We start from the raw sequence: 3,233 nt of genomic DNA on the forward strand, positions 1-3,233 counted from the left end.
GTTTTAACGCTGATGCTGAGGGATACTGACCAGATGCAATTAAAGCTTGTCGTTCTACAATCCTTTCATCGCCGTTAAAATCTAGGATACGTGCGGTAACTTCACCGATGTCTGTTTGATGCTGAATTACAGCCTCATCAAGTCGAAAATGCTCACCCCAAAAGTCTCTGCGTGGGTTAAAAAATCGCACAAGTTCGCCAGTTTGCCAATTAATTGACCCCAGATCCGTGCCTTTTTGCAGGTTACAAAAAATACAGGCATAACAGAGATTATCTGCTGTTGTAGCGCCGCCGTGTTTGATGTCGATTATATGGTCAACTTGACAACCCGATGATCTATCTTCTTCAGAAACGAGACAGTACTCACAAATACGCTCGGCGCGATCGCTAACTAAACGCCGCAATTCTGCATTAATATATGGACGAGACACTTTGAATACTTACTCCGCGCTGATGTACTGACGAGCTTTTGCTTTTGCTAGTAGCATAATATGCTCTAGCGTCAGGAAATGATCTAACTCTCGCTGGTCACTTCCTGTAAGACCTTCAGTTTTTGCGCGGTAAACGAGATCCTCTAAACGGTCTTTGGCTGCATCCGAGAGTTTGAAATCGATAACACTTTGGGGAGTGGTTCCAGCAGCAATAAACTCTATAATTTCATCGTAGACTTTGGTTGTATTTACAGATGTAGTCATGAGATTACCTATTTTTATTTAATTTTACTGATTTACAACGTTACTTTTAATGACTTTACTAGTGTTTTTGGCTCTGGTAGAGGTTCACCGTTTGCCAAAGATTATTCAATCAGCATTTCTAAAACTTTGTTATACATCAGACCGAATTGTTCTCCAGCTTTTTACCCGACCTTCAGCAATATCTTTTTTACCTCTTTCAAAGGATTCAATAAATCTAGGGATATCAAGTAACTCTTGGGTAGCATCTTCACTCTCTTTATCTGCCAGATATGCTAAAAAGTCAGCAACCAGTTCTAGGCGTTCTGAAGATAATCCATCTAGATATTGGTTGATTTGTTGACGAACTTCTGTGTTATTCATACTTTTGCAACTCTTTTATTCTTAACTTTGGGAATCTTGCTTGCTTTGATTTGCTTGCTCAATACGTTGCCTAATCGCTTCTTCTGCAATGCGAATATTTTCTTCGATTGGCGTACCGTCTTCAGCTACCATTGGCCCGTACCATGTTGCTTCTGAGTCAGGAGGATTACGGCGACTAAACAAGACACGAATAGCCTCATCATCATCTCGATGTGCAAGTATATAAACTTTTAATTCTTTGTTAGTCATTGCTTCAAAGTTCGGTTTCATTCAAAAACCTCCAGAGTCCACTAGGGGGTACGATAATTTCAATATTCTCGCCTGCCAAAATATACACATCTCTAGTTTGGATTTGAAACCGAAACAGGTGGATATCTTTGTAAGTGTTTGATAACATTTGGCAGACTCGCACACAGGCTTGTGCTTGTTCATTGGTTGGGTTTATTGTCTGTTCCTCAATTGTGACATAGATAATAGTAAGCTTTTTGGCATATACTCAGCTTACATTTACCCTTCCAACTGCTTTAACTTCTTCTGAGCAAATTCCCGCACTTGCTCATCTGGGTCATTCTCGGCGCGATCGCGCAACAGTGGTAAAGTCTGGGGATACTGCTCGATGATTGCCTCAAGTGCTATTTGCCGAGGGTTGTCTTCAAGTATCAACTGACGCTCAAAAGAATCGTTAGTAGCAATATTGCACAAAAACTCAAACACACTTTTGTTATTTTTCCACTTTCGCGCCAACTCTCGTATAGCTACATGTCGAATAGACAAAACATTATCCTTAGTAGCACGTTCTTTAATCCAAGGTAAAGTATCAGGGTGATCTTTCCACAACCTTGCTAACTCGGATACTGCCTTTAATCGGTATACACCAAGGTCATCGTTGATAGCGTGTTGTTTAAAGATTGATAAAGTATCTGGATCATCTTTCCATCCAAGCACTAACTCTTGCACAGCTACATCTCGTATCTCCCAATCTTCATTTTGGGCGGCGCGTTCTTGAAGGAAGGAAAGGGTATACGGATCATCTTTGAATTTCCTCGCTAATTCTTGTACTGCTGCACTTCGCACATCAGTATGTTCATCCTCTGTAGCACACAATTTGAGCCAGTCTTTGGTGTCGGGAGATTCTTGCCAAGCCGTTGCGACTGCTGTAACCGCTTGAGTGCGAATTTCTTGAACTAGCTTAGTTTCTTCTCTATCAAAGAAGGGATTATATTTAGTTAAGTCTTTTAATCGGTTAAGTAGTTCATTCGCTGTTGAGACAATCACAGAGCGATTTCTTACTTCTGCAAGGCAATTAGCTGCCAAAAATAGATTGATGAATTTTTCCCTGTCACCATATTGATTCATTAAGTACTCAAGAATATCACCAACAAATTTAGACTCAATCATTCCCGCAATTAGTAGCAAGACTTCATGCCAACTTTCATCTTGCCAGTGTTTGCCAAAAACTTCATTTTTAAGTTCCTCAATAGTCAGCGTTTGCGTTTCTTTAAACTGCCAGACAAACTCCCAAGCACAGAAGTATTCTAAAAATGTCCGATGTACAAAAGCATAATAATCCGCACCCAGAAAACATAACATAAAGTTGCGAGTCCGCAGTTGATTAATCATCACCCGCGCAACTTCTCTGGGTTTATCAAACTCTATGGTTTTGAGATAATCAGTCAGAACTTTGACTAAATTATTTTCATTAATCAAATTCCCTGCCAAACCTTTATCCCCAGTTTGCATAAGATAAGCAACCTGACGCAGCATCGCTTGCTTATCTTTATAATCAATCGTCTTCGGGTCTAACCTCTTATCTTCCATCAAAGCGCGTTCCACATCCCATTGATGTAGCAACACCCGCGATGCTTGCTCGTAAAGTGTAGCTCTATCTCTTGGTAGCTCTTGATTCCGATTAAGAATTGCCATCATCGTCAACAGCAGAGGATTTCCCCCCAATTCTGCAATAGATTTGGAAGCTGCAATTCCTCTTTGTAGCCGTTCCCGTTTTCTCACCTTATCTACTGCATCGGTAAAAGTTAACTCATGCCAACGGTAGATAAAATCCTGAATTTGTTCTGAGTCTAAATCTTGTAAGATAAAGTGGCGAAACTCAGCATTAAGCAATCGTTGCGGTTTATAGCCAATAATGCGAGAAGTGACAATTACCTGCACATCAGGATAG

The 3,233-nt window shown here is 40.5% G+C and carries 6 protein-coding genes; all 6 read right to left on the minus strand.

Annotated elements, in window-relative coordinates:
- On the minus strand, positions 1-430 hold a 430-nt coding region (locus tag IQ229_RS20150), incomplete at its 3' end, for an HNH endonuclease (RefSeq protein WP_194046781.1).
- A gap of 9 nt (positions 431-439) precedes the next feature.
- Complete coding sequence (locus IQ229_RS20155) at positions 440-694, minus strand: hypothetical protein (protein WP_194046783.1); 255 nt, start codon at positions 692-694, stop codon at positions 440-442.
- 129 nt (positions 695-823) lie between these two features.
- Positions 824-1,054 carry a hypothetical protein gene (locus tag IQ229_RS20160; protein WP_194046785.1) on the minus strand — a complete coding sequence of 77 codons (231 nt, stop codon included), beginning with the start codon at positions 1,052-1,054 and terminating at the stop codon, positions 824-826.
- Positions 1,055-1,075: 21 nt separating this feature from the next.
- The gene (locus IQ229_RS20165) at positions 1,076-1,324 is read right to left on the minus strand and encodes a DUF6887 family protein (protein WP_194046787.1); all 249 of its coding nucleotides are present in this window, start codon (positions 1,322-1,324) and stop codon (positions 1,076-1,078) included.
- Positions 1,308-1,529 (minus strand): DUF6888 family protein, encoded by a 222-nt coding sequence (locus tag IQ229_RS24960; protein WP_409339952.1) that lies wholly within the window; start codon positions 1,527-1,529, stop codon positions 1,308-1,310. Before IQ229_RS24960 ends, IQ229_RS20165 begins: the two co-directional genes overlap by 17 nt.
- Before the next feature lie 32 nt (positions 1,530-1,561).
- Positions 1,562-3,233: HEAT repeat domain-containing protein (locus IQ229_RS20170; RefSeq protein ID WP_194046789.1), on the minus strand; the 1,672-nt coding region annotated here is incomplete at its 5' end.

The sequence above is a fragment of the Nostoc cf. edaphicum LEGE 07299 genome (assembly GCF_015207245.1).
GTDB classification, from domain to species: domain Bacteria; phylum Cyanobacteriota; class Cyanobacteriia; order Cyanobacteriales; family Nostocaceae; genus Nostoc; species Nostoc edaphicum_B.

Bases quoted from the DNA above. Each gene is read 5' to 3' on its own strand.
- IQ229_RS20160 (WP_194046785.1), bottom strand. From the start codon at position 1,054: ATGAATAACACAGAAGTTCGTCAACAAATCAACCAATATCTAGATGGA.
- IQ229_RS20165 (WP_194046787.1), bottom strand. From the start codon at position 1,324: ATGAAACCGAACTTTGAAGCAATGACTAACAAAGAATTAAAAGTTTAT.
- IQ229_RS20155 (WP_194046783.1), bottom strand. From the start codon at position 694: ATGACTACATCTGTAAATACAACCAAAGTCTACGATGAAATTATAGAG.